Origin of the sequence: Halomonas sp. McD50-4, from assembly GCF_022348135.1 — a bacterium.
GTDB lineage: Bacteria > Pseudomonadota > Gammaproteobacteria > Pseudomonadales > Halomonadaceae > Vreelandella > Vreelandella piezotolerans.
On record NZ_JAKRFG010000015.1, the window covers coordinates 25508 to 50232 of the forward strand.

The window sequence follows — 24725 nt, forward strand, 5'->3', positions numbered from 1 at the left end:
TTACTGGGCACGCCGATAAGCAGCCGCCACTTGTTTGACGAATACGCTAAATACGGCGGCTAAAGGCGCCAATAGCAGTGCCACCAATACGCCGAACGCTAAAATAAAGGAGCTACCTATACCCACCGGTTCGAGGCTTTGTACGGCAAGCTGGGTGGCGTCGCCAGGGTTGATACTCTCGATACGACGTTCGAGCTGCAGCATTTTCTCGAAAAACGAGGCTTCCAATTCGCGGGCGTTGTCGCTGTTGGACGCTTGCGCTGCCTCAAGCGCCTGGGAGTAAGCCTCCTGCTGTGCATTCAGCCCTGCCGTCAATCGCTCCACTAGCTGCTCTTGGTCTTGCTGGATAGACGTGACTATCCCCTCGTGGAACCGCTCGATCATTGGCTGATGCACCGCCTGGGATTCGCTCATGATACACAGCAGCAGCGTATTTCTCGGATTCGTCACGTCGATGTCGAACGGTATTCCTTCCACACTTTCGTCTTCTAATAGCTGCCTGCGCTGCTGTTCGATGAAGACGTTTTCTAGTTTTGCGATGACTTCTTCTGGCGTTTCGAGACCTTCCCTTTCGCCCTCCAGGGTTTCATAGGAGGCCACCGCGTACATGGTGGCAAAGCCATATTTGACGGGTTTCAGCCAAAGCGCCGCCAGCGTCAGCAGCATGACACACGTGACGCAGGCCAGCATGACCTTCCACTGTTTTAGTAGAAGCGTAACAAAGCTAACCAGCGTCATATCCTCTGGTATTTGCTTCTGGCTTTTTCTAGTTTCCATTCCATAGTTTTCTTTCATTATAGCCCTCCATTTACCGCCATGCGGTTATGTCCCTGGCTGCATTCAACCCCTCTCCCTAATTAAATGTATTTATTTTGCTATTATTATTTATCGCCCAACGCCGTAGTACGTAATTCCTTTTTTCACCATGCGCTTCGGGTCGAACAAGTTACGACCGTCAACAATCACCGGTTGAGACAGCGTTGCTTTGATTAAATTAAAATCTGGCGCTTTAAAAGATTGCCAGTCTGTGACGATCACTAAGGCGTCGGCGCCTTTCAGTGCACCTTCTTTCGTGCCACATAAGGTCAGGTCATCACGGTGGCCATAAATCCGCTGGGCTTCTTCCATCGCCTCCGGGTCGTACGCTTGGACTTTGGCACCCGCTTGCCATAGAGACTCCATCACCACACGGCTGGGCGCTTCACGCATGTCATCGGTATTTGGCTTGAAGGCAAGCCCCCATAGCGCAATGACTTTTCCCTCTAGCGCGCTGCCGAAGTGACGATATATTTTTTCGAATAGGGTGTTTTTTTGAAGCTGGTTACGCTCTTCGACCGCTTTGAGCACTTTGGCATCGAAATCAATGCCCTCGGCTGTCCGTATTAGTGCTTGAACGTCTTTTGGAAAGCAGGAGCCGCCATAGCCTGCGCCCGGATAAATAAAGTGGTAACCAATGCGAGGATCGCTCCCGATACCTTGACGAACCATTTCAATGTCGGCATTCAAACGCTCGGCGAGATTCGCCATTTCGTTCATGAAGCTGATTTTCGTCGCCAACATGCAGTTCGCTGCGTACTTCGTCAGCTCGGCACTGCGCACGTCCATGGTGATGATTTTGTCATGATTACGGTTAAACGGCGCGTAGAGCTCACGCATGATATCGATGGTGGCAGCGTTCGTGGTGCCGATAATGATGCGGTCAGGCTTTTTGCAATCGGCTACCGCGCTACCCTCTTTCAGGAATTCGGGGTTGGAGACCACATCGAACGATAGGTTCGCTGATCGGTTGGCCAATACCTGCTCCACCACGGCAGTGACTTTATCGGCTGTGCCAACGGGTACCGTGGATTTATTGACGATGACCACTGGTGTTTCGATATGCGTCGCGATGGTTTCGGCCACCTTCAACACGTATTGCAAATCGGCACTGCCATCCTCGTCTGGGGGGGTGCCAACGGCGATGAACTGCACCTCTCCGTGCTTGACGCCTTTCTCCGCCTGGGTCGTGAAGGTCAGCCTGCCCGCTGCATAGTTCTCTTTGACGAGCGCTTCGAGCCCTGGCTCATAGATAGGAATGATGCCCTGTTCAAGACGCGCTACTTTCTCGGCATCGACATCCACGCAAACGACGTTGTGACCCACGTCCGCAAGAACGGCTCCTTGCACCAGCCCTACATAGCCTGTTCCAAACACGGTTACGTTCATACTTTCCCTATCAGCTCACCTAGTTCGTTAATGAACACAGCCGGACACGCTCTTTTCAACATCGGCTGGCAGCGATAAACGCTGGCTATCATACCGTTTATCGGCAACGCTGTAATGCTATGCCGAACTCAGCAGCGGTGCCGTTTGATTCTGGTTCAACAGCGCAAGGCTAGCCAGATGAAAAACCTCATATCGATCTATAAAAAACGCCTCCATGTTATGCATGGAGGCGCTTGGTTCGTTCTTATCGACATCATTACCGACATCGAGAACGCATGTTTGCATTAAAAATGGTAACGGGCCCCGGTAAGCCAATACGCGTCTTTCAAGCCACCACGCTGAGCAAGCCCTGGTGCGTCGCTATCTGCCAGCTCGACAAAGACGTCGAAGGCATTGGAGAGCTTGTAATAGCTACCCGCTGCCCAGGCGTTGCTGTTGCCCTGGTTGTCTCGGTTGATACGGTAGTAATCGGCCGTGAATGCCCAAGGCCCCGTCACATATGTCGTGCCTAGCCCCACCGTTTCATAGCCGCCGCCATATTGGGTGTTCTGCCCCTGCCATTCGGCACCTAACCTTGCGCTTATGCTATCCGTGGCTTGGTAGCTCCCCATCACACCGTAAAGCATCTCACCGTTACCCCCTCCACGAACCACATCTTCAACGGCACCCACCCCTACCCTCAGCGGGCCATGCTGATAGTGAACCCCGCCTTGGGCGGCTAGCACACTCCCTTCACGGCGCTGCTCGGCATCGGTCAAACCCCGCTCACTGTAATGCTTGACCTGCAAAAAGGTGGTGAAGCCATTGGCTGTTGGCGTGTAATAACCGATGGCGTCGCCACGCGACTGTAAGCCTGTAGAACTAAACTCCAACCCTCGGTCCAGGTAAACATCGAACGGCGCAGAGACAAACTGGTAGTAAAGGCTATCAAAGTTACCGGCCTGCACTGTTCCATAGCGCTCGCTTTTTAGCCCAAGATAGCTTTGACGAATCTCATTAAAGCCTTGCTCGGTATTGCGCTCGTCACCCGTGAAGCGCCACTCCAAACGCCCAAAGGCGCTGACATCGCTGCTTACTCGTTGGCTCATTCGAAAACCGAGCCTGGAGTACACGTCGACGAACTCTGCGCTGTCACTGACTTTTTGGCCTGCCGAATCGACGCCTGGTCCTCCGCCAGCCACGCCCATGGCGAGACGCCCGTAGATATCGAACTGCGTACCTTCCTCATCATAGAGCGACGCTGCATTGACGCTTGTGCCCACTCCCCCTAGCGCCATTGCGACTGCCGTTACCACTACTGCTTTAACAGACCGTTTCATCGATTTCCCTTGCGGTTAATTGTGACGTCTGGTGCTTTGTATTGCTCACACAAACCAAAGCAACGTTATATTGTAACAATTAAGCCCAGTAATGAGAAGTTATCTCAATATGAATCCCGAGTGAAGGAGATACCTGACCTTTCTATCGCTACAAAAAAACCGGCCCTCAAAGGGGCCGGTTCATTAATTACTACAGGGGTTACAACATCAAGCTTGGTTTGACCCAGGCTTAGAAGTGGTAACGAGCGCCTGTCAGGTAGTAAATGTCGTCGCCGTCAGCGCGCTCAACACTAACAGGACCTTCGCTGCCACCGATGGTGACGTCGATGGACTGCTGGTCACGCTGGTTCAGCTCCAGGAACACGTCGAAGTTGCTGGAAACTTTGTAGTAAGAACCCAGTGCCCACGCAGTGCGGTCTTCAGCAGAGGAGCCGTCAGCGCTGATGTCATAGACATCACCAGTGAACGCCCACGGGCCAGTAGTGTAAGTAGCACCCAGACCTACTTTGTCAAAGCCGTTCAGGTTCGGACCCAGATCAAGTGCTTCGTTGTGCTCACGACCTTCGTAGCCCAGACGAACAGAGAACTGGTCGTTTACAGCGTAAGAACCGATCAGGCCGCCCAGCATTTCGCCGTTGCCACCGCCGCGGATTACGTCTTCAACGAAGCCCAGACCTACGGTGAACGGACCTTGCTGGTAACGAACACCACCTTGCGGTGCAACTACGTTGCCTTCTTCACGAACCGGCTCAAGCTCGCCACGCTCGCTGTAGTGTTTCAGCTGCAGGAACGCAGTGAAGCCTTGCAGGTCAGGCGTGTAGTAACCGATAGAGTCGCCGCGTGATTGAATCGGGTGACCAGCGAACTCTAGGCCACGGTCGATGTAGACGTAGAACGGCAGAGATACGAACTGGTTGTAGAAGCTGTCGAAGTTACCGGCTTGGAAAGTACCGTACTGGTTGCTTTGCAGACCGATGTAGCTCTGACGAACTTCGTTGAAGCCAGAGTTGCCGTTGCCGCTCGGACCGGTGCGCTCGTCACCAGAGAAACGCCACTCGACACGACCGAAAGCGGTCAGGTCGGAAGTCACTTCCTGGCTCATGCGCAGACCCAGACGAGAGTAAACGTCTACGAACTCTTCGCTGTTGTCGATTTTCTGGCCAGCAGAGTTGTACTCTGCGCCGCCACCGGCGATACCCATGGCGATACGGCCATAGACGTCCAGTTTGGTGCCGTCTTGGTCATAAACGGTAGCTGCTTGTGCTGCAGCGGAGGCGCCCAGGGCACCAACAATAGCAGTCGCTAAAAGTGTCTTTTTCATGATGTAGGTTCCTTAACTAGCTTACTGTTTCGATCGTTATTACTGGCCTTCGAAGAAGCCAGTAAGTGGCTTGCGGGCCATGCTCTTTTTCTCATCCGCCGGTTTTTCCCGGAGGTATGCGACATGTCCTCAACAAAGCCTTGTTATAGTCCAATGCTCGCAGGTCAAACTCTATACCGGGATTCCAGGGAACGCAATAGAAAAAAACAGTGTTTTTTTACGATTTGTGTTTTTTTATGGAACCCCGTCCAAGGATTCAGGTCTCAGCGCCCTTCGAATTTTTGCTGCAGGCCTTTGAGCTTCTCTTCCATGGTAAGCGGTTTTTTCTGCTCACTTTTTTCTGGAACGGGCGTTCTCGCAGGGAGCTTCTCATCGTTTGGCGATGAGTTACTCGCGGCTGGCTGCGCTTTATTCGTGCGACTTTTCGCGGGGGGAGCCGGACGTTCCGCTCGGTTTTTCGTGGGCGCCTCTTGTCGCCGCTCATTGGCATGTTTCGCGGCTTCTTTATCTACTTTGCCTGCAGGCTGGCCATCTAAATCGACACGCTCTGCTCCTTCACGCATGGATTTGATATAACGCGGCAAATTGACGTAGTTGGCCAGCGCCCGACGGATCAATTTACTCGGCCAAGGCTCGCGCTCGGCCAAATCCTGGTGAATCCCCACTTTCAAGGGTTTGGTGTGCCCTTTGAAGAAGGCATGTGGGTAACGCTGATACCACTGCTTCAATAACGCTTGCGGCGAGGGTTGCGTGACGGCTTCTGGCACATCTGGCGTTGCTGGCTCGCTGACCGCCGCTGGCACGTGCTCGGGTACTTCGTTCGGCACTTCTTCTGCCGCCGCGACATCGGTCTCGTGTTCAGCGGGCGATGTCGTAGGCTCCCCTGAGGCGCGAGTCGATAGCGCGGCTAGCTGCTGTTTCAACTGCTGATTCTCTTCGCGCAGCGCAATGAGTTCGGCCTTGTTTTGTTCGAGCCGTGTTTCTAACGTTTCTAGTAGATGCAGTACGCTGGCGGCCATAACCCCCTCCTTTGACCCAAATCAGTCGCTGACACGCTCGTACACGACGAAGTCATAATTTGGCTGCCCTTCTGCGGGCTGCCCGGCGACTCGCTGAACTTCTTGCCACTCTTCCGTCGAGAACGCGGGGAAGTGCGCATCGCCGTCCACCTCTATATCGACTTCCGTGATGTAGAGACGTTGGGCAAACGGTAAGGCTTGACGGTAAATCTCGCCACCGCCCATGACCATGATTTCTTCTGCCGCTTCGATCGTCGCCTGCTGATCGGCCAGCGCTAACGCAGCCGGTAGCTCATGGCACACGCGCGCGCCTTCTGCAGTAAACTGGGCATCCCGAGTCACGACGATATTGAGACGATTGGGCAGCGGCTTGCCAATGGAGGCGAAGGTTTTACGCCCCATGACCAGCGGCTTGGCCTGGGTCATACGTTTGAAGAATTTCAAATCTTCAGGCAAGTACCAGGGTAGCTTGCCATCGACGCCAATGACGCGATTCTTGGCCATGGCGACGATCATCGCAACGGGCACCAGCGGTTCATAGGCGGTGGCTTGCTGACTCATACGGCTACCTTTGCTTTGATATGCGGATGGGACGCGTAATCTTCGATCTGAATATCATCGAAGGTGAAGTCGAATAGGTTCGTGACCTCTGGATTGAGCACGAGCCTGGGCGGTGGCATGGGTGTGCGCTCAAGCTGCTCGTTCGCCTGCTCCAAATGATTGCTGTACAGGTGCGCGTCTCCTAACGTGTGAACGAATTCCCCCGGCTGTAAGCCCGTGACCTGGGCCACCATGCTAAGCAGCAACGCGTAACTGGCGATATTGAACGGCACGCCCAGAAAAATATCGGCACTGCGCTGGTAAAGCTGGCAGGAGAGTCGCCCGTTGGCGACGTAGAACTGAAACAGACAGTGACAAGGCGGCAGCTTCATCTCATCGACTTGACCAGGGTTCCATGCCGATACGATCAAACGACGCGACTGGGGGTTCGTGCGGATCTGTTCGAGGACATTGGCGATTTGATCTACACTGCCGCCCTTGGGGTTTGGCCAGCTACGCCACTGGTAGCCATACACAGGCCCCAGGTTGCCGTGCTCATCGGCCCATTCGTCCCAAATACGCACGCCTTTCTCTTTGAGATACCCAATGTTGGTATCCCCTTTCAGAAACCATAAAAGCTCGTGGATGATGGAGCGCAAATGTAGCTTTTTGGTCGTCAGCAGTGGAAAGCCGCGGGACAAATCAAAGCGCATTTGATGCCCAAACACCGAGCGCGTCCCCGTACCGGTGCGGTCGCCGCGATCAACGCCCTGCTCCAGCACGGTGCGCATCAGGTTTAGATAAGGCTGTTCCAACGCGGGCAACGTTGATGTCATGGTAGGCGTGGGCGTTGTGACAGTCACAGAAGTTCCAAATTAACAGCGGATGTGGGGTTGTATTCTAGGCCGTCGAGTTATGCAGCGTCTATGGTATCGCTGCTTCACCCCCCACCAAAGCGCTCAACCGCCTTGTCTACCTCGCTTTGATCCACCAGCGGCGCCACCTTCGGCACCCCTAACGGGGTGCTTCGCGGGTGCGCTCCGCTTACCACGCGCTACGAGAGCATTGGCATTCGTAGCGTGCATGGGGTATTTCAAGCTTTGGCATCGATGGGCTGGCGGCGTGACCAAGCGATCAATATGAGGCCGAGAGCAATCATGGGTAAGGTTAACAGCATGCCCATGGTGACCCAGCCGAAAGCGATGAAGCCGATGTGGGCATCGGGCATGCGTACGAACTCGACCATGAAACGGAAGACGCCATAACCCAACAGGAAAAGACCTGAAACAAACCCACGTGCGCGGGGTTGGGCAGACACCCACCAGAGGATCGCAAATAGCACGACGCCTTCTAATAGCGCCTCGTAGAGCGCCGATGGGTGGCGGGGTTCAGGCCCCATTCCGGGAAAGGGCATGCCCCAGGGGAGCGAGGTCACGCGGCCGGGCAACTCATGGTTGATAAAGTTACCAATGCGCCCTGCGCCAAGGCCAATGGGCACGAGCGGTGCAATGAAGTCGGTCAATGTAAAGAAAGCCAGATGCTTGCGGCGGGCAAATAGCCAAGCGGCCAGCAGTACGCCTATCAAACCGCCGTGGAAGCTCATGCCGCCATCCCAAACGCGGAAGATCCATAGCGGGTCAGCCAGCCACTGCTCTAAGCCGTAGAACAGCGCGTACCCTAAGCGGCCACCGGCGACCACCCCAATGGCGCAGTAGAAGAGCAAATCGCCGATGTCGTCTTTGTTCATTCCTAGACGCGGGGCACGTTTGCAGCCTAGCCACCACGCCGCCACGAAGCCGACCACGTACATGAGGCCGTACCAATGCACTTGCAAAGGGCCGAGGGAAATCGCGACAGGATCTATCGTTGGGTAGTTGATCATTCACTTTCTCTAATTGAATAAAAGACATGCCATCATCTGCCATGGCGGGGTTACGCCAGTATGAAGCGTATCCCCACCACAGCGAGCAGCGCAGCGAAACAGTAACGTAGGACATGGGCGGGTAACACGTGAGCCAAGCGCACACCAAGACGGGCAAACGGCACGCTGGTCGCAACGATGCCTATGAACGCAGGCCACATGACGAAGCCTGTCGCCCAAGGGGGTAGCAGCGAATTGCCCCAGCCGACCACGATGAACGTGATCGCTCCTACTGCCGCTATTGGTAAGCCGCAGGCGGCAGAGGTTCCCACCGCCTGCGTCATGGTGGCACCGCAGCGCGATAACCAAGGCACGGTCATCGCCCCGCCCCCGATACCAAATAGCGCGGAAATGGCCCCGACCACGCCTCCAGCTAGGGTCATGGCAAATTTGCTGGGGGCCAGCGTGCCTGGTTTGGGGGTAAGCCCCATGATCATTTTAGTGGCCAACAAGAGCACGAAGACGCCAAACAAGGTGCCTAGTACGGTGCCAGATAAATTACCGGCAATGAAGACCCCACCAATGGCGCCCAGCATCAAGCCCGGTAATAACGCCATGAACCAGGCACGGTGCACACTCCCCTTGCGAAAGTGGCCCAACGCTGAAGAGGCGCCCGTCACGACGATCGTGGCGAGCGAGGTGCCCACCGCAAGGTGCATGGTGATCTCGGGGGAAATGCCCTGCAGCCCGAAGGCAAAGACCAGAACGGGGACGATGATGATGCCACCGCCCACACCAAACAAACCGGCCATGGTGCCTGCGGCGGCACCGAGCAATAGATAACTGGCCAAAATGGCTGCGAAGGTCATTCGTTGGGCTTCTCCAAGGCGTTAGGCAACCATTTTTTGATCATGCCGTGTAGGGTATCGGGCTGGTAGGGTTTCGCGAGGATATCGTCCAGACCGGCGGCGCTGCAGGCGTCTTGCCCGGCGTTATCGGCATTGGCGGTCAGGGCGATCATGACACTTCGTTTGGTCGCGTGCTGATGCTCATACCGGCGCCAGCGGCGGGTGGTTTCCAGCCCGTCGAGTGTCGGCATGAAAATATCCATGAATACCAGGTCGTAGAACGCAGACTGCTGACGCTCGAGCGCCTGTTCGCCGCTACTCACGCCTTCAACGTGTAGCCCTTGCAACTCGAGCATTTGCCGCGCGAGCATGAGGTTCACAGGGCCATCATCGACGACCAGCACACGCGGGCTTTGCTCGCTGGATAGAGGAAGATCGTAGGTATCGGCTTCGTTCACACTCTGCTGAACGAAGTTGGCCAACAGCGAACGAATATCGGCCAAGCGTTCACGCACGTGGGTGACGTTTTGCCGACAGGCTTCTGAGGATTCTTCGGTCAGCATGGTGCCAAGATGATCGAACAGGCTGTCGGCTTCCCGCTGCATGAGTGTTAGATAACCCGATTTCAAACGCGACTCTTCTCTGGCACGCTCTCTTCCTGCCATGAGGTGCTTGAGCTGCTTTTGCTGGTGGTGCAGGTCATCCAGCAGCGCTTGGTCGGACTTGGACTGCTCGGTCTCTGCGGTAGCGACATGGCCACTTTTCTGTAACGCGCTCACCAAGCTTGCCAGCTGATCGTTGGCGCGGGTGAGCCGCTTGAGCGGGCGCTCTTGACTCTCTTCGTCCAGCAGCAACGCCGCATGGGGCATAATGCCTTGCTGCAGCGTATCGATGCGCCGTTCCAGCTCATTGAGGCCTTGGATGAACAAGGCATCTTTGAACTTGGCCCGTGCTTTGATCAACATCAAAAACGCGCCGACGTTCAGGCAACTTCCCAGCAGCAGGGTCAGCGTGAGCCAGAGCGTGGTGGACCACGAAGCCTGGCCAGGTGACATTAACCAAATCACGGCACCTACCAACACACAGAGCAGCACTAAGGCGGCCTGTACGAGGAGCAGTGGCCATAACACCGGCCAGATAACGGCATTCCAGAAGTGCTCTCGCTGATAGCGTTGCATCATTCTCGACTTCCTGGTTGGCAAAGGGCAGCATGCCTTGTAAAGAGCGATGGCGTGAATCCTTACGTTTTATGCCGCACGTTTCTGTGCTAAGTGTACGTCGACACCGCACACCTGTCATGCCACGCCGATACACCACTCACACAAAGCGGCACGCCTGCTGCCGTTCAAGGGCTTCGTATGTGTTTAATCACGTTTCATTGGGCGCCCGATAGCGCTACGCCGTTTCGCCTGGCAGGCAATCGCGATGAGTTCCATGCGCGCCCTACTGCGCCACTAGGTACTTGGCAAGATGTTCCTTTATATGGAGGCCGCGATCTAGAAGCCGGGGGCACGTGGCTGGCGGCCAATCGGCATGGCGTGGTCGCCGCACTCACCAACGTGCGCGACACGCGCTTGATCACTCCTGCAAATGCCCCCAGCCGAGGCGAATTGGTCGCGGGTGCGCTGACCGCCAGCGACCCTGCCGAGTGGCTCGACGCCCTGGCAAGCCGACATGCCGAGCGCTACGCGGGCTTCAATTTACTGGTGGCGACGCCCCAACACTGTTGGCACTTGCACCGAGGATACGACGGCGTAGCGCTGAGAGAGGTCACCCCTGGGTGTCATGGGCTTTCGAATGCCAACTTGAATACGCCATGGCCCAAACTGCAGGCCGCGCGACAGGCGCTGGCAGACAGCCATGAGCACCGCTGGCGGCGTGACACCGGCGGTGCGCTGCATGATCCCGCGTTGGCGGAGGTATCTCTTTTACCGGATACCGGCATTGGGCTCGAGCTCGAACGCCAGCTTTCGGCGGCTTTCATCGTTGGCGAGCAGTACGGCACCCGTGCGACCACATGGTTGACGCTCGACGCCCGAGGCAACGCCACCCTGACCGAACAGCGTTTTGGCCCCTTCGGTCGCTATCTGGGTGACACGACGCTAAACGTTCTCTGCGAGACGCGGTAGCCGCTGTTAATCGCGAGGGGGTAGTAAGTGCGATAGCTGCCACTCGTCCAATCGCTTATTGAGATGCTCATGAACCCGCGCGGGCGTATCGAGTTGCATGATCTCATCGAGCAGAGATTGGGCGTCGGCCAGCGTGACGCGGCGTATCGCTGCGCGCACTTTTGGCAAGCTGGGGGCGTTCATGGAGAGACTGGTAAAGCCCATCGCCATCAACAGCAGCGCGCCCGCCGGATCCCCTGCCAACTCACCACATAGCGAGATGGGTTTGTCGAGCCGCTTGGCGTCTTGGGCAAGCTCTTGCAACGCACCGAGCAAGGCAGGGTGCAGCGCATCGTATAAGCTCGAGACGCGGGGGTTGTTGCGATCTACCGCCAACAGGTATTGAGTGAGGTCGTTACTGCCCACCGAGAAGAAATCGACCCGCTTGGCCAGCGCGTCCATCTGATAGATCGTGGCGGGCACTTCGATCATTACCCCCACCTTGGGCCGCTCGACGCTCATGCCCTCTTCGCCCAGTTCCAAGATGGCGCGATCGAGCAGACGAATGGCTTCATCCACCTCTTCGACGTTGGTGATCATGGGGAACAGAACGTAGAGGTTGCCCAGGTCGTGGGACGCTTTGAGCATGGCGCGTAGCTGAACCATCAACACCTCGGGATGATCCAGGGTCACCCGCATGCCCCGCCAGCCTAGAAACGGGTTGGCCTCCTCGATGGGGAAGTAAGGCAAGTCTTTGTCGCCGCCGATATCCAGCGTGCGCATGACGACCGGCAGGGGCGCAAACCCTTCCAACTGTTCGCGGTACATGCGCATCTGCTCTTTTTCACCAGGGAAGCGCTCGGTGATCATGAACGGCACTTCGGTGCGGTAGAGCCCCACCCCGCCAATGCGGCTTTTCAGTAGCGCAGAGGCATCCACCGCCAACCCGGTATTCACCATCAGCGGCATCTCATAGCCGTCGGGGGTTTCACTGGGCAGGTCCTGCTCGTGCTCGAGTACTTCGCTCAGCACTTTCTCTTCGGCAATCAGGCTGGCATAGCGAGTTTGCAGCTCGGCCGCCGGGCGAACGAACAAGCGCCCCCGGTGACCATCCAGCACCACGGGCGCGCCATTGAGACGCGGCAACGGGAGATCGACCATACCCAAAACGGTGGGAATCCCCATGGCGCGTGCGACGATGGCGACGTGAGACGTGCTGGAGCCCCGCACCGATACCAACCCTTTGAGCTTGTCGCGGGGCACCTCACCCAGCATGGCCACGCTGATTTCATCGCCCACCAGAATGGCGTTATCCGGATAGGTTTCTGGGGTGGAAGGCGTATCTTCTTGAAGATGCGCCAGCACACGGCGGCCAAGATCGCGGATATCCGCCGCTCGTTCGCGAAGGTAGTCGTCATCCACCCGCTCCAGGTACTGAACGTGGCGGCGAACGACATCGGCCAGCGCCCCCGGCGCCCACTGCCCTTCCCGAATTCGTTTTTCGACTTCTTCGGAGAGTGCCGCTTCGCCCAACATCTGTTGGTAGACGTCGAACAGCGCCAGCTCTTGAGAGGAGATACGATTGACCAAGCGCTCTGCCGCCGCACGAATCTCATCGCGGGTTTTGCCAATAGCCTCTTTCAAGCGAGCGATTTCGTACTCTTGGTCGCTGGGAATCAGATCAGGAACGCTGTTGAGATCGGCGGGCGGAGTAATCACCACGGCTTCGCCCATGGCCATGCCGGGCGACGCCGCCACGCCTTTGAACATGGCTTGGCCGCCCGGCAGTGCCGGTCGCGAGAGGTTGCCTGTGGCCAATGCATGCGCCAGCACACCCGCTAGCTGGGCGGCCATGGTGACCAAAAAGGCTTCGTCTTCGTCGTCGTAGCGGCGTTTTTCCGCTTGCTGCACCACCAACACCCCGAGCATGTGCCGCTGGTGGATGATGGGCACCCCTAAAAAGCTGGAGTAACGCTCTTCGCCCGTGGCTTCGAAGTAGCGAAAATGGGAGTGCGACCGAGCATCTTCCAGGTTGAGCGGCTCGCTGCGTTTGGCCACCAGCCCCACCAGGCCTTCCCCCAGCGGCAACACGACACGACCCACGGCTTGGGTACGTAGGCCGATGGTTTCCATCAGCACCAACGACTCCAGCTCTTTATCGTAGAGATAAAAGGAACACACGTCGGTCTGCATGGCTTTGCGTATCCGGCGCACCATGGTCGACAGCGCGGCGTCGAGGTTTCTTGCGCCATTCACTTCTTGAATAACGCGTCGCAGCACCTCAAGCATGGACGTTTTACTATTCACTATTATTTGCCTCGCTGAGGGATTCTCCCGCCGGTGACCGCTGCGTTTACCCCGCAACGGTGTGCGCGTTATCCTTCATCATCTTGTGCCAAGCGCTGCACACGCGGGGAAAGCTCCCGGAGTGCGCGCCGATAGACCTCTCGTTTGAACGGTACTACCTGCCCAAGTGGGTACCAGTAGCTAACCCATCGCCAACCGTCGAATTCCGGCTTGGGCGTGGCCGTCATACAGATGCGGTTTTCTTGGCAACGAATTTTGAGTAAAAACCACTTCTGCTTCTGGCCGATACACACCGGCCGTGAGTGGGTACGAATCATGCGTCGTGGCAGACGGTAGCGCAGCCAGCCCCGGGTGCAGGCGACAATATCAACATCGTCGGCGGTTAGGCCGATCTCTTCGTGGAGTTCACGAAAAAGCGCTTGTTGTGGAGTCTCGCTTGCTTTGATGCCTCCCTGGGGAAACTGCCACGCATTTTGCCCTACACGACGCGCCCAAAGCAGCTGCCCCTGGCTATTGGCAATGATAATGCCAACATTGGGGCGAAAGCCGTCAGCGTCGATCACGGACATCACCTTCATAAATTTTCAGTTGTCCCCATTTTTCCATAAGGGAGACAACCGTATCAATACAATATAACGCTAAGTGGTTAAACCCAGGTGACTCTGCGATAATCCCGCGCTTTGTGTCGCTTATAACTAACGAACATTGACCGTCAAGGGGAGCGCCGTGAGTCTGGCCATTTTCGACCTGGATAATACGCTGCTATCCATCGATAGCGATCATGCCTGGGGGGAGTTTCTGGTGGAGCAAGGCGCGGTGGACCCGGTGGCCTACCGCGAGGCCAACGAGCGCTTTCTCGCCGATTACAATGCCGGCACGCTGGATATGATGGCGTTTCTGGCGCTGGCGCTGAAACCGCTGGCTGACAATAGCCCAGAGCAACTTGCTGCTTGGCACCAACAGTTTATGATTAGCAAGATCGAGCCGAACATTCTACCCAAGGCGGAAGAGCTGCTGGCGCGACACCGCACCAAGGGCGATACCTTGCTGATCATTACGGCCACCAACCGTTTCATCACTGGTCCGATTGCCGAGCGGCTGGGCGTGGACGACCTGATTGCTGTCGACCCCGAGATGGTCGATGGCCGTTACACAGGACGCGTGGCCGGTGTGCCCAGCTACCGGGAAGGCAAAGTCACCCGCTTGGAAGCGTGGCTGGAAGGGCAAGAGTGCACCCTCGATGATGCGTGGTTCTATAGCGACTCCCATAACGACCTGCCGCTGCTGGAAGTGGTCGATAACCCCGTCGCCGTAGATCCTGACGATACGCTTCGCCAAGTGGCCGAAGAGCGACACTGGCGAATCATGAGCTTGCGGGATTAATGGCATTCGACCCACCTACCCTATTAACGCTAACCATCGCCATTGCCGCTGCAGCGGCGCTTTATTTGCTGATGGAGTGGCGTGGCGCTCGAGAACGGGCGCTGCTGCTATGGGCGGCAGGGTTTGCCACGATCACGGTGGGCTCGAGTCTTTCACTGCTACGCGCCAATGGTTTCTTCTTGGTCGGCGTGTGGTTTGCCAATGGCCTGCTGATCCTGGCCCACTGGCTCTTCTTGCTGGGCGTCTTGCGCTTCGTCGGCCAACGTCCCAGCCAGGCCTGGTGGCTGCTGGTCGTCATCTGGTGCGCACTGCTGCTACTCCCCGCCCCCTTGACCAGCTCCAAACTCTATCTGGCACTCAATTCGTTATTGGTAGGGCTGCTCGCCTTGAGGGCTAGTTGGGCGCTCAAACTGGAGTCCGGCAGCGCCACTCTCGGCACTCGCCAATTGCACTACGTCTTGTTGATTCACGGTCTTTTTTACATCGCCAAGGGGCTGCTGCCCTTGGCCCCCAACACGCTGGTCGACCTCATGGCCTTTCGTGGAGCCATCATTCGCGTTTCATTGGTGGAGGGTGCCATGGCCATCTTGCTGATTGCGCTCTCGATGACCGGCACCGTGCGCTACCAGCGAGAGCGTCACATCACGCATCTCGCCGAACGCGATGCCTTGACGTCACTGCTCAATCGGCGTGGCTTCGAAACCCAGGCACTTCGCGTGCTAAAGCGCATCACCCCAGGCCAACCTGGGGCGCTACTCCTGGTCGATTTGGACAACTTCAAGCAAGTCAATGACCTCTATGGCCACGCCGCGGGCGATCACCTACTGATCGCCCTGGGCGATATCGCTCAACAAACATTGCCAGCGGACGCTCTGATGGCCCGCTTGGGCGGCGATGAGTTCGTATTCCTGCTGAAAGACGTCGATGACGATGCTGTACTGCGCATGGGCCAACAATTACGCCAACGATTCCAAACCGTGGCTTCGCACACGTACCCCACGCCCAACCCTGTCTCGTTGAGCCTGGGCGTCACACGCCTCACCCAGCCCACCCAAGACCTGTCTAGCCTCCTTGCACGAAGCGACCAAGCCCTATACGAAGCTAAACGTAGCGGCCGAAACCGTATGGAAATTTGCTGACGCCATCACCACGAGACATCGAGGTGCCCAGCTACTATACATCTCGACGAATCGAGCACCCGGCTACCACATCACGGTGAATCGAGGCCCCCCCGTAGCGCGGCGTAACGAAAGATCGAGAGCAACGAGCGAAAGAGGCACCCGCGGAGGGCGGCGCCAGCCGCCCCGATGGCGTTACCGAACCAAACGTGCCACCACCACCCACCCCGCCCCATCGGCAACGCTCCTCGCGTTGCTTCGCGGGTGCGCTCCGCTTACGCCGCGCTACGGGTGTATCCACTGAAGCTATCCCGCAAGCGACATAACGTTCCATCCCAATCCATTGCACTGGGCATAAAAAACCCCGCAAGCATGGCTTGCGGGGTGGATGCGGTTGGCGGGTGCCAAACGGCGCGTTTAGCCGAGCAGGTGCTCGACGGCGGCGCGCTCTTCACGCAGTTCTTTTTCGGTGGCTTGCATCTTCTCTTTGCTGAACGCGTCCAGTTCGAAGCCTTGGACGATTTCATATTTGCCACCCTGGCAGCGCACCGGGTAGGAGTAGATGATGCCTTCGGCAATGCCGTAGCTGCCGTCGGAGGGAATCGCCATGCTGACGATGCCGTCGCAACCCAGCGCCCAGTCACGCATGTGGTCGATGGCGGAAGAGGCGGCAGACGCGGCAGAGGACGCACCGCGCGCTTTGATGATGGCAGCACCGCGCTGCTGAACGGTCGGGATGAAGTCGTTTTCGTACCAGTCGCGCTCGACCAGATCGAAAGCGGCTTTGCCGTCGACTTTGCACTGGGCCAGATCCGGATACTGCGTGGCGCTGTGGTTGCCCCAGATGATCATGTTTTCGACGTCGGTGACGTGCTTGCCGGTTTTCTGAGCCAGCTGCGTCAGCGCGCGGTTGTGGTCCAGACGCGTCATGGCCGTGAACTGACCTGCATCCAGATCCGGCGCGTTGCAAGAAGCGATCAGCGCGTTGGTGTTGGCCGGGTTACCGACGACCAGCACTTTGACGTCACGGCTGGCGTGGTCGTTCAGTGCTTTACCCTGCACGGAGAAGATCGCAGCGTTGGCTTCCAGCAGATCTTTACGCTCCATACCCGGGCCACGCGGACGTGCACCTACCAGCAGGGCGAAATCGGCATCTTTGAACGCTACGTTCGGATCGTCGGTGGCGACGATGTCTTGTACCAGCGGGAACGCACAGTCGTTGACTTCCATCACGACGCCGTTCAGCGCGTCCATCGCTTGAGGAATTTCGAGAAGCTGGAGAATGACGGGCTGATCCGGCCCCAGCATGTCGCCAGCGGCAATACGGAAAATGAGAGAGTAGCTGATTTGACCGGCACCGCCGGTAATCGCAATACGGACTGGATCTTTCATCATTGCTCCTTGATGGTTCGCCTAATGGAGGTTCGCCTGGTAAAGAATAGCGCCACGATGTTATGCCCAGATGCTCAAAAACTCAATCAGACATGAGACGACTACCCATTTGCACGCGGGCTTGATACTCGCTGAAAACGGCCAGTTACGCTATGGTGTGACGGGCTGCGGTACCATCCTTACCGCGCTATCTATTTTGTCATTTCCTTGGAACAGTGACTTCCCATGCGACGAATTCCCCCTTCTTATGCGCTGGCAAGCCTGCTGGTGCTGGCGTTAGTGGTTTGGTTGGCCGTCGGCGATTTTCAGCAGTTTCAATCGTCTCCGCCAGAGAACAACGCGGAAGAGGCCAACGCCCTGCCCCGTGTGGAGGTCAACAGGCAACAGAGCACACCCTATATTCCCCAGCAGGTGCTGCAGGGCCAACTTACCGCCGAGCGTGAGACGGTACTGCGTGCCAACGTCGCGGGTTACGTGGCCGAAAAACCTATCGAGCAAGGGGAGAGCGTGGACCAGGGGGAAACGCTACTCGTGCTGGATAACGACGCCCTGCCCGAGCGCTTACAGCAAGCCCGAGACGAGCTAGCACTGGCCGAGGCCGAGTACGCCGGTGCCCAAAACCTGCGCCGCCGTGAGCTGATCTCGCAACCGGAACTGCTGCGCCTGCAAAGCGCACTCAGCGCCAGCGCGGCTCAAGTGGCTCAGTTGGAGAAGCAGCTCGAAGACACCCGCCCCACGGCCCCGTTCGAAGGCGTGCTGGATCGTGTTCAGGTGGAGCTTGGCGACCTGCTCCAGCCTGGCGAAGAGTGGGCGCGCTTGATCGATGATCGCCGTTTGACCGGCACCGCGTGGGTATCGCAACAGCAGGTAGGCGAATTGGCCGTTGGTCTGCCGGTGACGGCGCGCCTGCTCAACGGTGGCTCGCTCACCGGCGAGGTCAGCTACATCAGCAGCCGCGCCGAGGAGGCGACGCGCACTTTCTATATCGAAGTCGCCCTGGACAACCCCGAACGCTTACGCTTGGCCGGGGGAAGCGCGGAGTTCACCATCACCCTGCCCCCTCGACAGGTGCACACGCTCTCTCCCGCGCTGTTTAGTCTGGATGATCGTGGTCAGTTAGCCATCAAACATGTCGATGACGAAAACCGCGTGGTGCAAACGGCGGTCGAGTTGGTGAGCGCCGACACCGAACGCGCCTACGTGACCGGCCTCCCCAACCCCGTCACGCTGATCACACTGGGCGCGGGGTTGGTGAGCCCCGGCGACGCAGTGACGCCCGTGTCTGCCCAGGAAGGTGGTCATGCGTCGACTGATTAATGCCGCACTCACCCATACACGCACCACGCTTCTACTGCTCGTCGGGCTATTGCTAGCGGGGACGACCGCTTGGCAGATGATTCCCAAAGAGGCGAACCCGGACGTGACGATCCCGATCATCTATGTGTCGCTCGCCCTGGAGGGCGTGAGCCCTGAAGATGGCGAGCGTCTCTTGGTGCGCCCCATGGAGCAAGAGCTTCGTGGCATCGAGGGGCTGCGTAAGTTCACCGCACAGTCCAGCGAAGGGCACGGTTCGGTGACGCTGGAGTTCGACCCCGGATTTGATCCCGATACCGCGCTGGCCGACGTCCGTGAGCGTGTCGATATTGCCCGCAGCAGCCTACCCGACGAAGCCGAAGAGCCTCGGGTGATGGAGGTGAATGTCTCCGAGTTTCCTGTGCTGAGCATTGGCCTCTCCGGTGAGTTGGATACCCGCGAGCGCATGACCATTGCCCGGCGCTTGAAAGAGGAGATCGAAGGCATTGCCGATGTGCTCGAAGTGGACATCGCGGGGGAGCGGGAAGACCTGTTGGAAATCGTCGTCGACCCATTGGTGCTGGAGAGCTACGGCGTCGATTTCGATACGCTGTTCAATCAAGTGTCGCGCAATAACCGCTTGGTGGCCGCGGGCAGCCTGGATACCGGTGCAGGGCGACTAGCGCTAAAAGTGCCTGGGATCATCGAGTCGCTGAACGACGTGATGAACATGCCGGTGAAGGTCGAGGATGACCAAGTCGTCACCTTTGGCGATGTGGCGTGGATTCACCCGACCTACAAAGAGGCGGAAGGGTTCGCCCGGATCGATGGCCAGCCTGCCGTGGTATTGGAAATTTCCAAACGCGCCGGGGCCAATATCATTGCCACCATCGAGGCGGTGCGGGCCACTTTTGCCCAAGCAGAGGAGCTGCTGCCGGAGCAGCTGCGTGTCACCACCATTCTCGATGAATCGGTGACCGTGCAGAACATGCTCTCGGAGCTGCTCAATAACGTATTGACCGCCGTGGTGCTGGTGCTGATCGTGGTGGTGGCCGTGATGGGCTGGCGGATGGCGCTGCTGGTAGGGCTGACGATTCCAGGGGCGTTTTTGACCGGCATTCTGCTGGTGTGGGCGTTTGGCTTCACGCTCAACATCGTGGTGCTGTTTGCACTGATTTTGGTCGCGGGCATGCTCGTGGATGGGGCTATCGTCGTCAGCGAGTTGGCCGACCGGCATCTGCACGACGGCCAAGCACCGCATCAAGCGTGGCTCAATGCCGCCTCACGCATGAGCTGGCCGGTCATCGCCTCTACGGCAACGACACTTGCCGTGTTCATCCCGCTGCTGTTTTGGCCGGGCGTGGTGGGCCAATTCATGAAGTACCTGCCGGCTACGGTGATTCTATGCTTGCTGGCCTCGCTGGCCATGGCGCTGGTGTTTCTGCCTACGCTCGGCCGGTTGTTCACCCGCACTTCGCACGCTAGCGGCTCCGGGCCGATAGACGAAAGCACGGCGCTCGGGCGTGGTTATCGTCGCCTATTGGGCCGCCTGCTGCAGCATCCGGCCTGGGTACTGCTGTTTGCGGTACTGCTCATCGCCCTGCTCTACACCGGCTATGCACGTTTCAATCATGGCGTGGATTTCTTTCCTAACGTCGAACCCGACAGCGCCCAAGTGCTGGTCCGCGCTCGCGGTGATTTCTCGGCAGAAGAGACGGATGCCATCCTGCAGCGCGTAGAGCAGCGTTTGGAAGGCATGGGCGAAGTGGAAGCCCTCTATGCGCGCTCTTACGCCGTGCCTGACCAGCAGATGGGTAGCGATGTGATTGGCATGCTGCAGTTTCAGTTCATCGACTGGTATCAGCGTCGCCCGGCGCGCACCATTTTGGCGGACATGGCCGAGCGCACCCAAGACATCCCAGGCATTACTCTGGAATTCCAAGAGCAGGAAATGGGTCCCGGCGGCGGTAAGCCCATCGTCCTGGAAGTCAGCGCGACGGACCCAGAGGTGGCCGATGCGGGAGTCGATCAATTGACGGCCATGATGCGCCAACTGGGCGGTTTCACCGATATTCAGGATAACCGCAGCCTGCCGGGCGTGGAGTGGCAGGTGAATGTGGACCGCGAAGCGGCCGCCCGTATGGGAACCGACATCACCACGATTGGCAGTGCCGTGCAGCTACTCACGACCGGCCTGCAAGTGGCATCTTACCGCCCGCCCACGGTCAACGACGAGGTGGATATTCGCGTGCGCCTACCGGAGAACTGGCGCACGCTGAACCAGCTCGAACGTTTGACCATCAACACCCCACGGGGCCAGGTACCGATTTCCCACTTCGTCGAGATCACTCCTGCGCCCAAGGTGGGCACGCTCAACCGCATCGATGGCCGTCGCGCCATTACGGTCGAAGCCGACTTAGCGCCAGGATTTTTGGCCGATGAGCGGCTGCGCGCGCTATTGGACGCTGGCCAAGGCCAACTGCCCGACGGTTTGATGGTCAACGTCGCCGGTGAGCAAGAGGATCAGCAGGAGTCGATGCAGTTTCTGGTCAGCGCTTTCTTGGTTGCGATTGGCTTGATGGCACTGATTCTGGTGACGCAGTTCAATAGCTACTACCAAGCCGCGCTGGTGCTGTCGGCGATCGTTTTCTCGACCGCCGGGGTGTTGATGGGCTTGCTGATCACCGGCCAAGCCTTTGGCATCGTGATGGTGGGTATGGGGGTCATCGCGCTAGCGGGTATCGTGGTGAACAACAATATCGTCTTGATCGATACCTATAACGAGCTGCGCGCCGAGGGCATGCCCCCCGCTCAAGCGGCCTTGGAAGCAGGCTGTTTACGCCTGCGCCCGGTGCTACTCACCGCGATTACGACCGTACTGGGGTTGATGCCGATGGTGTTGGGCGTCAACGTCAATTTGTTTGCCCCGGCATTAGGTTTCAACGCGCCGTCTGCCCAGTGGTGGACACAAATGTCCAGCGCCATTGCCGGCGGCCTCACCTTCGCCACTGCCCTCACCCTCCTGCTTACCCCGTGCATGCTAGTGATAGGAGGTAAGTTAAGGCGTGATAAATAAATGGTGAGTGGTGAAGCATTGTGCATCAGGCAGCGGGCGCGCTGCCTGATGATGAGATGTTAGGCGGGGGATTTGGCCTGCTGGGGGCTGTGGGCAGCGTGCAAGCGGGCGATGAGCTGGTCTTCCAGGGCAAAGCGCTCGGTCAGGCCTTTGGCGAGGCGGTCGATCCAGGCGGGGAGGCGCGCTAGGTTTTGCTGGCAGCGTACTGAAGAGGCGAAGTCCTCGTCGAACTCCAGCACCATGGCCGTGGACATCTCTAGCCGTTCGAGCAATTTACCGGCGATTTGCAACGCGCTATCGTCGTCGAAGGCTTTGGCTTCTTCCGCTAGCTGCGGATACACTTCGAAGTGACCCGCGCTGATGTAGTCCATCAGCAGCTCGCTGAAGGTGTCGATACGCGCCTTGCTCACGGCTTCCAGCTCCGCGTCACAGGCATCTTTTAGCTCAATGAAGCTCACCAGCAGCGCTCGGCGTTGATCCAGCCAGCGGTCGATCAGGCTGTGCACGCCCCCCCAGCGCTCCAGGGCATTTTTGCAATCTTCGAGCATGGGGCTTTCTCCTTGCAGATAGCCGCCTTGAACAGGGCTAGACTCGCTTTTCCTTCTACCTCTGTCAATCCTGGCGGGAATGATTTCCTTGATACTGGAGAGTACGTCTTCGATAGTCAACGCTTGCGTTAGACAGCCGTCGATAGATCGGCTGCCTAACGACTATGCTAGCGCTTGATGGCTAGCCACAGCATACGCAGCGGCGCCAGGGCCAGCACCAGAAAACCGATCAGCGTCCAGGCAGGCAGTGACAGCCCTAACAGCATGAAGTCGATCTCAGCGCACTCGCCTGACCCTGTCAGCACCATGGCGACGACGTCCTGCATGGGCAGGATATCCATCATGTAATCGAGCCCTGGGCCGCAGCTCGGCACTTCATCGGCAGGCAGCCCCTGCAGCCACACATGCCGCCCAGCAATGAAGGCACCAGTGCCTACGGCCGCCAGCCCCAATACGCCGTAGAGGCCTTTGCCAACACCGCCTTTAGGATTATGGATGGCCGCCATGGCTAGCACCAAGCCAGCCGCGATGACCGCTACGCGCTGAAAAATACATAGCGGACATGGCTCCAAGCCAGCAATGTGCTCTAGGCTCAAGGCAACGGCCATCATCAATACGCAAAAGGCAACACCGGCAAGTGCCGCCGGACGAATAGCGGAAGGGGTCATTGGGCATCCTCGGAGGGTAAAGCGGACAGCGCCCGTGACTCACGCGCCTTGGCAAAATAGCTCTCAAGAAACGCGCTGAAGCTCTCTTGGTCGGCCTCTTCGATATCCCGTTGCTGCTGATGCGAGGTATCGATCAACTGCGCCAGCAGTGCTTCGCGCGAGCGTAACATGGGCGTGGCTTTTAGCTTATCGGCTTGCGCCTGCGCCATTTCAAGCAGCGTATCGCTCAGTGAGCCATTGCTTTCCTGCAGACGCGCCAGCATCTGCCCTGACGGTGTTAGCGATGGATCCTGAAGGCGAGGCGCCAACTCGTCGAGCGCAGCAGCGTGGGGCTCGCCCTCTTCGACCGCATCGAGCAGCCGCGCCACATCGGCCATCTCCGCAAAGATTTGCTCGCCCCACTCAGGCAGTGTGACCGACTCGCCATCCCGCGTGAGACGAAGCTCCGGATCGCGCCCACGCTCTACCACTAAGCGACGGTTATCGTCCAAACGGTCGCACTCCTCGTCGGAAATCCATGGGCTATCGCTAAGTAGACACCACATCAAGAAGGTATCGACGAAGCGCATCTGCGTTTCGGTGACGCCCAGCGGGTCGAACGGGTTGAGGTCCAGGCAGCGCACTTCGATGTACTCGACGCCACGCGCCTCCAGGGCTTGGCTGGGGGTCTCGTTGTGTTTGGCAACACGCTTGGGCCGAATATCACTGTAGTACTCGTTTTCGATCTGCAGGATATTGGCATTGAGCTGCCGCCACTCGTCGCCGTTTCTCACGCCGAGTGCTTCGTAGTCGGGCCAGGGAGTGGAAATGGCATGACGCAGCGTATTGACGTAGTTCGACAGCGAGTTGAAACAGATTTTGAGCTGCGCCTGCACCTTGTTCTGGTAACCAAGATCCGACATGCGCAGTGTGGTCGCATAAGGCGCGTAATACGTGTCGTCGCTCAGCAACTGAAGTTTATCCGGCACGTGGCCATTCGGCAGAAAGCTCTTGTCGATGGCCGGCGAGGCGCCAAACAGATAGAGCAGCAGCCAGCTATAACGACGGAAGTGGCGAATCATCCCGAAATATCGGGTCGAGCGGTAATCATTGAAGGGAATATTGGTGGCTTTTTCCATTTCCCGTAGGGCGTGCCACATATCCTCTGGCAACGACACGTTGTAATGCACGCCTGCAATGGCCTGCATGATACGCCCGTAACGCACGTCCAACCCTTTGCGGTAAACGTGCTTCATGGTGCCCACATTGGAGCGACCGTAATCGGCAATGAGTACGCTGTCGTTGCCAGAAAGACGTGCTGGCATGCTGCCCGGCCAGATCCACTCGCTATCTAGATGATGATAGGTAAAGGTGTGCAGATCCGATAAGAAGGCCAGTGCCTCCTTCGGCTCGGAGTAGACCGGGGTGATGTACTCCAGCAGCGCTTCGGCGTAATCGGTGGTGATATGCGGGTGCGTCAGTTTCGATCCGAGCGCGTGCGGGTGAGGCGTTTGGGCGATATGGCCATGGGCATCGACCCGCAAACCCTCTTTTTCCAATCCGCGACGCAGGCGACCCAAACGCCCTAACCGCGCGCTCGGCAGCAGCCGCTCTACCTGGGCGGTGAGCGAGGGTGGCACAGTGAGTGGTTCAGACAAGGTGAACACTCCTTGTTAGTAAGGCCTGCATCGCGCAGGCCTCGTTGAGATCAGCTGGCATCGCCATAACCATTACCCTGCT

General features: G+C 57.9%; 21 protein-coding genes. 5 read left to right on the forward strand and 16 right to left on the reverse strand.

The window, feature by feature from the left end; translation table 11 throughout:
- From MHM85_RS15805 to MHM85_RS15850, 10 genes are all read right to left on the reverse strand, one after another.
- Entirely contained in the window at nt 1-777 is a 777-nt protein-coding gene (locus tag MHM85_RS15805; protein ID WP_239286435.1) for a lipopolysaccharide biosynthesis protein, read from the reverse strand.
- 108 nt (nt 778-885) lie between these two features.
- On the reverse strand, nt 886-2205 hold the full coding sequence (locus MHM85_RS15810) for a UDP-glucose/GDP-mannose dehydrogenase family protein (RefSeq protein WP_239286434.1): 1320 nt from the start codon (nt 2203-2205) through the stop codon (nt 886-888).
- Between the two features lie 284 nt (nt 2206-2489).
- Nucleotides 2490-3524: a porin gene (locus tag MHM85_RS15815; RefSeq protein WP_239286433.1), complete on the reverse strand. Its 1035-nt coding sequence runs from the start codon at nt 3522-3524 to the stop codon at nt 2490-2492.
- 229 nt (nt 3525-3753) lie between these two features.
- A complete protein-coding gene (locus MHM85_RS15820; RefSeq protein ID WP_239286432.1) occupies nt 3754-4845 on the reverse strand; it encodes a porin in 1092 nt (363 codons plus the stop codon).
- 263 nt (nt 4846-5108) lie between these two features.
- Nucleotides 5109-5864, reverse strand: coding sequence for a ProQ/FINO family protein (locus MHM85_RS15825; protein WP_219861256.1), 756 nt, complete (start codon nt 5862-5864; stop codon nt 5109-5111).
- Nucleotides 5865-5885: 21 nt separating this feature from the next.
- Nucleotides 5886-6425, reverse strand: coding sequence for a dihydrofolate reductase (locus tag MHM85_RS15830; protein WP_219861258.1), 540 nt, complete (start codon nt 6423-6425; stop codon nt 5886-5888).
- Nucleotides 6422-7240 carry a thymidylate synthase gene (locus tag MHM85_RS15835; RefSeq protein ID WP_239286431.1) on the reverse strand — a complete coding sequence of 273 codons (819 nt, stop codon included), beginning with the start codon at nt 7238-7240 and terminating at the stop codon, nt 6422-6424. The genes MHM85_RS15830 and MHM85_RS15835 overlap by 4 nt, the downstream gene beginning before the upstream one ends.
- 257 nt (nt 7241-7497) lie before the next feature.
- Complete coding sequence (lgt, locus tag MHM85_RS15840; protein WP_219861262.1) at nt 7498-8286, reverse strand: prolipoprotein diacylglyceryl transferase; 789 nt, start codon at nt 8284-8286, stop codon at nt 7498-7500.
- Nucleotides 8287-8336: 50 nt separating this feature from the next.
- Nucleotides 8337-9134 carry a sulfite exporter TauE/SafE family protein gene (locus MHM85_RS15845; RefSeq protein ID WP_139527004.1) on the reverse strand — a complete coding sequence of 266 codons (798 nt, stop codon included), beginning with the start codon at nt 9132-9134 and terminating at the stop codon, nt 8337-8339.
- Nucleotides 9131-10294, reverse strand: coding sequence for a response regulator (locus tag MHM85_RS15850; RefSeq protein WP_340162662.1), 1164 nt, complete (start codon nt 10292-10294; stop codon nt 9131-9133). The genes MHM85_RS15845 and MHM85_RS15850 overlap by 4 nt, the downstream gene beginning before the upstream one ends.
- Before the next feature lie 177 nt (nt 10295-10471).
- Between MHM85_RS15850 and MHM85_RS15855 the strand changes: the two genes are divergently transcribed.
- Nucleotides 10472-11242, forward strand: a complete 771-nt coding sequence (locus MHM85_RS15855) for an NRDE family protein (protein ID WP_239286430.1) — start codon at nt 10472-10474, stop codon at nt 11240-11242.
- 6 nt (nt 11243-11248) lie between these two features.
- Here MHM85_RS15855 and ptsP read toward each other — a convergent pair whose 3' ends face one another.
- Nucleotides 11249-13510 carry a phosphoenolpyruvate--protein phosphotransferase gene (ptsP, locus tag MHM85_RS15860; protein WP_139527245.1) on the reverse strand — a complete coding sequence of 754 codons (2262 nt, stop codon included), beginning with the start codon at nt 13508-13510 and terminating at the stop codon, nt 11249-11251.
- Between the two features lie 86 nt (nt 13511-13596).
- Entirely contained in the window at nt 13597-14091 is a 495-nt protein-coding gene (locus tag MHM85_RS15865) for an RNA pyrophosphohydrolase (RefSeq protein ID WP_139527002.1), read from the reverse strand.
- Nucleotides 14092-14254: 163 nt separating this feature from the next.
- Here MHM85_RS15865 and MHM85_RS15870 point away from each other — a divergent pair, with 163 nt between their 5' ends.
- Nucleotides 14255-14911 carry an HAD family hydrolase gene (locus tag MHM85_RS15870; RefSeq protein ID WP_139527001.1) on the forward strand — a complete coding sequence of 219 codons (657 nt, stop codon included), beginning with the start codon at nt 14255-14257 and terminating at the stop codon, nt 14909-14911.
- Nucleotides 14911-16050: a GGDEF domain-containing protein gene (locus tag MHM85_RS15875; protein ID WP_239286429.1), complete on the forward strand. Its 1140-nt coding sequence runs from the start codon at nt 14911-14913 to the stop codon at nt 16048-16050. The genes MHM85_RS15870 and MHM85_RS15875 overlap by 1 nt, the downstream gene beginning before the upstream one ends.
- 396 nt (nt 16051-16446) lie before the next feature.
- Here the strand turns inward: MHM85_RS15875 and MHM85_RS15880 are convergent, their stop codons facing one another.
- Nucleotides 16447-17421 (reverse strand): malate dehydrogenase, encoded by a 975-nt coding sequence (locus tag MHM85_RS15880; RefSeq protein WP_016913321.1) that lies wholly within the window; start codon nt 17419-17421, stop codon nt 16447-16449.
- Between the two features lie 225 nt (nt 17422-17646).
- Between MHM85_RS15880 and MHM85_RS15885 the strand changes: the two genes are divergently transcribed.
- Together MHM85_RS15885 and MHM85_RS15890 are read left to right on the forward strand one after the other, a co-directional pair.
- Nucleotides 17647-18738: an efflux RND transporter periplasmic adaptor subunit gene (locus MHM85_RS15885; protein WP_239286428.1), complete on the forward strand. Its 1092-nt coding sequence runs from the start codon at nt 17647-17649 to the stop codon at nt 18736-18738.
- Complete coding sequence (locus MHM85_RS15890) at nt 18722-21790, forward strand: efflux RND transporter permease subunit (protein ID WP_139526998.1); 3069 nt, start codon at nt 18722-18724, stop codon at nt 21788-21790. The genes MHM85_RS15885 and MHM85_RS15890 overlap by 17 nt, the downstream gene beginning before the upstream one ends.
- A gap of 59 nt (nt 21791-21849) precedes the next feature.
- On the opposite strand, the gene rsd is transcribed toward MHM85_RS15890, so the two are convergent.
- From rsd to gshA, 3 genes are all read right to left on the reverse strand, one after another.
- Nucleotides 21850-22338, reverse strand: a complete 489-nt coding sequence (gene rsd / locus MHM85_RS15895; protein ID WP_139526997.1) for a sigma D regulator — start codon at nt 22336-22338, stop codon at nt 21850-21852.
- Between the two features lie 167 nt (nt 22339-22505).
- The gene (locus MHM85_RS15900; RefSeq protein WP_139526996.1) at nt 22506-23006 is read right to left on the reverse strand and encodes a disulfide bond formation protein B; all 501 of its coding nucleotides are present in this window, start codon (nt 23004-23006) and stop codon (nt 22506-22508) included.
- Complete coding sequence (gene gshA, locus MHM85_RS15905; RefSeq protein WP_239286427.1) at nt 23003-24643, reverse strand: glutamate--cysteine ligase; 1641 nt, start codon at nt 24641-24643, stop codon at nt 23003-23005. The genes MHM85_RS15900 and gshA overlap by 4 nt, the downstream gene beginning before the upstream one ends.
- Between the last annotated feature and the right edge of the window lie 82 nt (nt 24644-24725).

What these genes read in the sequence shown, in the direction of transcription:
- MHM85_RS15805 (WP_239286435.1), bottom strand. Translation starts at nt 777, where the DNA reads ATGGAAACTAGAAAAAGCCAGAAGCAAATACCAGAGGATATGACGCTG.
- MHM85_RS15810 (WP_239286434.1), bottom strand. Translation starts at nt 2,205, where the DNA reads ATGAACGTAACCGTGTTTGGAACAGGCTATGTAGGGCTGGTGCAAGGA.
- MHM85_RS15815 (WP_239286433.1), bottom strand. Translation starts at nt 3,524, where the DNA reads ATGAAACGGTCTGTTAAAGCAGTAGTGGTAACGGCAGTCGCAATGGCG.
- MHM85_RS15820 (WP_239286432.1), bottom strand. Translation starts at nt 4,845, where the DNA reads ATGAAAAAGACACTTTTAGCGACTGCTATTGTTGGTGCCCTGGGCGCC.
- MHM85_RS15825 (WP_219861256.1), bottom strand. Translation starts at nt 5,864, where the DNA reads ATGGCCGCCAGCGTACTGCATCTACTAGAAACGTTAGAAACACGGCTC.
- MHM85_RS15830 (WP_219861258.1), bottom strand. Translation starts at nt 6,425, where the DNA reads ATGAGTCAGCAAGCCACCGCCTATGAACCGCTGGTGCCCGTTGCGATG.
- MHM85_RS15835 (WP_239286431.1), bottom strand. Translation starts at nt 7,240, where the DNA reads ATGACATCAACGTTGCCCGCGTTGGAACAGCCTTATCTAAACCTGATG.
- lgt (WP_219861262.1), bottom strand. Translation starts at nt 8,286, where the DNA reads ATGATCAACTACCCAACGATAGATCCTGTCGCGATTTCCCTCGGCCCT.
- MHM85_RS15845 (WP_139527004.1), bottom strand. Translation starts at nt 9,134, where the DNA reads ATGACCTTCGCAGCCATTTTGGCCAGTTATCTATTGCTCGGTGCCGCC.
- MHM85_RS15850 (WP_340162662.1), bottom strand. Translation starts at nt 10,294, where the DNA reads ATGATGCAACGCTATCAGCGAGAGCACTTCTGGAATGCCGTTATCTGG.
- MHM85_RS15855 (WP_239286430.1), top strand. Translation starts at nt 10,472, where the DNA reads ATGTGTTTAATCACGTTTCATTGGGCGCCCGATAGCGCTACGCCGTTT.
- ptsP (WP_139527245.1), bottom strand. Translation starts at nt 13,510, where the DNA reads ATGCTTGAGGTGCTGCGACGCGTTATTCAAGAAGTGAATGGCGCAAGA.
- MHM85_RS15875 (WP_239286429.1), top strand. Translation starts at nt 14,911, where the DNA reads ATGGCATTCGACCCACCTACCCTATTAACGCTAACCATCGCCATTGCC.
- MHM85_RS15880 (WP_016913321.1), bottom strand. Translation starts at nt 17,421, where the DNA reads ATGAAAGATCCAGTCCGTATTGCGATTACCGGCGGTGCCGGTCAAATC.
- MHM85_RS15885 (WP_239286428.1), top strand. Translation starts at nt 17,647, where the DNA reads ATGCGACGAATTCCCCCTTCTTATGCGCTGGCAAGCCTGCTGGTGCTG.
- MHM85_RS15890 (WP_139526998.1), top strand. Translation starts at nt 18,722, where the DNA reads ATGCGTCGACTGATTAATGCCGCACTCACCCATACACGCACCACGCTT.
- rsd (WP_139526997.1), bottom strand. Translation starts at nt 22,338, where the DNA reads ATGCTCGAAGATTGCAAAAATGCCCTGGAGCGCTGGGGGGGCGTGCAC.
- MHM85_RS15900 (WP_139526996.1), bottom strand. Translation starts at nt 23,006, where the DNA reads ATGACCCCTTCCGCTATTCGTCCGGCGGCACTTGCCGGTGTTGCCTTT.